The following is a 4679-nucleotide window of genomic DNA, read 5'->3' on the forward strand; positions in this document are numbered from 1 at the left end:
GGGACCCCATCCCTCCTCCTCCTCGCCGAGCCTCCTCCCCGCCAAGCGCCCCTCCGCTCACGCTCAGTAAGCGCGCCCGAACAGCACCCGCTTGCCATACGCCGACGGCGCGTCGCAGCGCACGCACGTCCCAGCCTCGGCCGCCGCGTCCAGCGGGATGCAGCGGGGCGTGGCGGCCGTCTCGGACTTGATCTCGTCCTCGCACTCCGGACGTCCGCAGTGCAGCGCCCGGGCCCAGCCGGTGGCGACTGCGGCGGTGAACTCCTGCCAGGTGTTCGTGGTGGCCGTGTGCGACTCGCGGAAGTCGATCGCTCGCTGGAGTAGGAAGGCTTGGAAGTCGTCCAGTGCGGCCAGCAGTGTCTGCGGGGCGGTGTCCAGGGCGATCGCGGTCTTGCCCTCGTCGCCTAGGCGCTTGGCCAGCAACGCGGTGCCGGCTGCCAGGTCGCGCGGCCCGATTTCCAACCGCATCGGGACGCCGCGCATCTCCCACTCGTTGAACTTGAAGCCGGGCGAGAGCTGTGGCCGGTCGTCGATGTGCACCCGGATCCCGGCCGTCTTCAGCCGGGCCGCCAGCTCCCGTACCGCGTCCAGTACCGCCTGGGCCTGCTCGCCGCGTGCGATCGGGACGATCACCACCTGGTGCGGTGCCAGCTTCGGGGGCAGGACCAGGCCCTTGTCGTCGCCGTGGGTCATGATCACGCCGCCGACCAGCCGGGTGGACATGCCCCAGGAGGTGGTGTGGCACAGCTCCAGTCGGCCGGCGTCGTTGGAGAACTGGATGGTGAACGCCTTGGCGAAATTCGTGCCCAGATAGTGCGTCGTGCCGCTCTGCAGGGCCTTCCCGTCGCGCATCATGCCCTCGACGGTGAAGGTCTTCACCGCACCGGCGAACCGCTCCCCGGGTGTCTTCTCCCCCGGCACGACCGGAATCGCCGCCATCTCACGGCTGACGCGCTCGTAGACGTCGAGCATGCGCAGCGTCTCCTCCATCGCCTCCGCCTCGTCGGCGTGAGCCGTGTGGCCCTCCTGCCACAGGAACTCGGTGGTGCGCAGGAACAGCCGGGTCCGCATCTCCCAGCGGACGACGTTCGCCCACTGATTCAGCAGCAGCGGCAGATCCCGATAGGACGTCACCCACTTGGCCATCATCTCCCCGATGACCGTCTCCGACGTGGGCCGCAGGACCAGCGGCTCGTCCAGCTCCTTGCCCCCGGCATGGGTGACGACGGCCAGCTCGGGTGCGAACCCCTCGACGTGCTCGGCCTCCCGCTTGAGATACGACTCCGGGATCAGCATCGGGAAGTAGGCGTTCTCGTGGCCGGTGTCCTTGATGCGCCCGTCGAGGTCGGCTTGGAGCAGCTCCCAGATCCGGTACCCATACGGTCGGATCACCATGGTGCCGCGCGCCGGACCCCGCTCCACCAGCTGAGCCTTGGTGACCACTTCGTTGTACCAGGAGGAGAAGTCCTCGCTCTGCGGGGTGACCCCGCGCTCGTCGCGTGCCATGACGGAACGGTACAGAGCCGAAGCCTGGCCGGCACGGCATTTTGGGCGCGTCGGGCCGCAACCCGCCCCGGCCCCGCCGGCCACGCTACCCGCCGGCCATCAGTTCCTCAGCCAATCCCACCACCGCCGCCGACCCGGGCAACGCCTGCCGCTGCACCGCGTACGGGTGGAACGACGTCGCCCGCCGCGCCCGCGATGTCGCGACCACCACCGGCGCGCCGCTGCCGTCCTCGTTCTCGGCCATCGGGGCGTAGCCGTTGGCCCGCAGGCCCACCAGCAGTTCCTCGGAGGGCAGCTCGGACACGGCCACGCCGGGGGCGATCCGACGCAGGCCCAGGCCGCCGGTGCGGCGGTCGGCCAGCATCTCGGTGAGGGCGGCGTCGTTGTCGGCGCGGACGTAGGAGACCGCGGCGCCGACGCGGATGCGGCCGTGGCGGCGGGCCACGTCGTCCACGAGGTAGCTCAGCGCCTGGGGGATCTCGTGCAGTGAGTGTTCGGCCAGGAAGGCGTGCAGGTCGTCGGCGCCGCGCCCGGCGTCGAAGGCGCGGCGGACCGAGGCGGTCGTGAAGCGGTAGACGGTCGCCGCGCCGACCGACTCGATGTCGGCGATCAGTGCCATCTCGCGCGCCACGTCCGGGGTGAGCGGGCCGGGGGCGATGGCGGTCAGGTCGCCCTGGATCAGGACGTGGCGCACCGGTTCGGGCAGCGCCGCGCCCAGTGTGGAGGCCAGTGCTTCGCGCGGGAGGCCCAGGAGCAGTGCGCGGCCGTGGGTGGCCAGGATGCCGGCGCCGCCGCGGACCGGGGCGACCACGCCGAGCCACACCGCCTCGCGCAGCGTCCAGTCCACCAGGTGCCGGACCGCCGGGCCGCTGCGCCGGGGACGCTCCCAGAACAGCCGGCCGACCAGCGCGTCCAGGCTGGTGGTGGCGCCCTTCGGCAGCCGGTCCAGCTCGCCGAGCAGGTCCCGCCGCAGCTCCGTCACCGCCCAGGACGCCACCTCCGCCGACAGCGGCGCCACCTGCCGGTTCCGCTCGTCCGGCGCCCCGACCCGGCCGGCGGCCCGGTCCGAGACCAGCCACGCCACCGCCAGCTCCGCCCACCGGCGCTCGGCCGGCAGGTCCAGCCAGCGGTCGTAGGCCGGGGTCGGCAGCCAGAAGCCGGACGCCAGATCGGCCGCCACCAGGCCGGCGGCGTAAGCCAGCTCGGCCAGGAACGCGGCCTCCTCCTCCGGCACGTCCAGCAGCGCGGCGGTGCGTCGCAGATCCCTGATGCCGGCGCCGCCGGAGCGCAGCACGCCGGGCGGTCCGGCGGCCCAGGCGTCGAGCAGTTCCTCGACCCGGCGGGGCACGGCGGTCGCCGCGGCGCCGGCGGCCGCGTCGGCGGGCCGCACGTCGTGCTGGGTGACGGCGATCGCCGGCGGATCGGCGGCCAGGTCGTGGTGCAGGCCGGTCCCGAAAACGTGACGCCGCAAGAAGAACGCGATCTCGCGCGGCAGGACGACGGTGTCCTCGGTCCAGCGGCCGAGCAGGCCCCGGGCGAGGAGCCATTCCAGTGGGGACTCGGAAGGACCGGTATCGGTGACAGGGTTCGAAGTCACAGCGGAAGTATCAGTTCCCTGCGGCGGATTCGCGATGAGCTCGACACCGAGCGCCGGATCCAGCGCGGAGTCCAGCCCGGCATCCACCCCACCAGCCGACACCCCGACCTTGCCGAACGGCGGCCCCCAGACCAGCTTCTCCAGCACCGCCTCGACCCCCACCGGCGCCGTGCCGAGCACCGACCGCATCCGCGGCGGGTCGGCGGCCAGCGCCGCGATCGCACCGACCGCGCTGACCGGATCGGCGGTCGCGGGCAGGCCGAGCCGGCGCAGGAACTCCTGCATCCCGGCCGGGGAGGAGTTGTTCAACGCCGAGGCGAGCGGCGGTCCGAGCCCGACCGGGTTCTCGCCCAGCGCCTCCCGGGCGTTGACCAGCGGCCGCAGTCCTTCCTCGGGCCCCCACAGCAGCGCCGTGTCGCGCAGCAGGGCGATCGCCTCGGCGACGGCCCCGTCGTCCGGCACGCCGAGCAGCGCGACCGTGGAGGCGGCGGTCACCGGCTCCGGCGACACCGCGAGCGCCTGGAGCACCTGCAACGTGAAAGCGTCCAGCCGGTCCATCGCCAGCGCCACCGACGCCCGCTGCGAGGCCCGCTCGGCCAGCGCCGCGATCGACGCCGGGGGCGGCACCGCCAGATCCGGCCGCACCGCCAACAGATTCGCCAGCCGCTCGACCGGCCAGGAACGCAATTCGTCGGCGAGCGAGCGCCGGCGCGGCACCGGGGCGGAGCGGACACCGAGCGCCCCGACACCCCCACGAGCCCCGACAGTGTCCGAACCCTGAGACGCGCCGCCACCCGTTCCGGCCCCGGCGGCGCGCGTCATCGCCCGTGCACCAGTGGTGCCGGGTCGCGCGGAATGGCCGGGGTGTTCGGTGGGCATCAAAGACAACGGTAGTCGAGTCCCGACGATCACAGCGCCCGCATACGATACGGATGCGGGTGCCTCACAGGGCACAGCCGCCGTATTGGGCCTCAAGAGCAACAGGGGGAACGCAGGGGTGACGGCCGAGACCGACCAGGAGATGTTCCGGTACCTGGCAGAGCTGTCCACGATGGCGGAGGGTCGCATGTCGCCCACGTCACGGAACCAGCTCGTCTCCCGGACCCGAACGGAGATCGAGTCCCGGGTCCAAGACCGCAAGGCCACCCGGGCCGCCGACGTCCGCCAGATCCTGCTCGGCATGGGCCGCCCCGAGGCCCTGGTGATGGCCGAGGCCAACAAGGACCCGCTCTACGCCGCCCGGGAACGCCAGCGCCGAGGGGTGGGGACCAGCACCGGTTCCTACGGTTCGGCGTCCGTCTTCTCCCCCGAGGTCGACCCGCAGGTGGCCCGCCTGGTCACCCCAGAGTCCCTGACCAACCCGCCGACCAGCGGGTTCGGCGGCTCCGACACCTCCGGGGAGGCCCTGATGGGCCCGGAGATCCCGGCCGAGCCGGACCCCTTCGGCGCCGGCACGCACGACTGGTACTACAGCGGTGAGCCAGAGGAAGGCGGAGGGGGCGGCGGCGAGAACCTCGCCGGCCCGCAGATCCCGATCGAGAGCGGCAGCAGCTTCACCCCGACCCCGACCCCCAAC

At 72.9% G+C, this 4679-nt stretch carries 3 protein-coding genes; 1 reads left to right on the forward strand and 2 read right to left on the reverse strand.

The window, feature by feature from the left end:
- Positions 1-63: 63 nt before the first annotated feature.
- Both proS and IZR01_RS48215 read right to left on the reverse strand, forming a co-directional pair.
- On the reverse strand, positions 64-1506 hold the full coding sequence (proS, locus tag IZR01_RS48210) for a proline--tRNA ligase (protein ID WP_194927786.1): 1443 nt from the start codon (positions 1504-1506) through the stop codon (positions 64-66).
- Between the two features lie 85 nt (positions 1507-1591).
- The gene (locus tag IZR01_RS48215; RefSeq protein ID WP_194899767.1) at positions 1592-3982 is read right to left on the reverse strand and encodes a helicase-associated domain-containing protein; all 2391 of its coding nucleotides are present in this window, start codon (positions 3980-3982) and stop codon (positions 1592-1594) included.
- Positions 3983-4100: 118 nt separating this feature from the next.
- Between IZR01_RS48215 and IZR01_RS48220 the strand changes: the two genes are divergently transcribed.
- The coding region (locus IZR01_RS48220) for a hypothetical protein (protein ID WP_194899769.1) at positions 4101-4679 on the forward strand (579 nt) is incomplete at its 3' end.

Origin of the sequence: Catenulispora pinisilvae, from assembly GCF_015356865.1 — a bacterium.
GTDB classification, from domain to species: Bacteria; Actinomycetota; Actinomycetes; order Streptomycetales; family Catenulisporaceae; genus Catenulispora; species Catenulispora pinisilvae.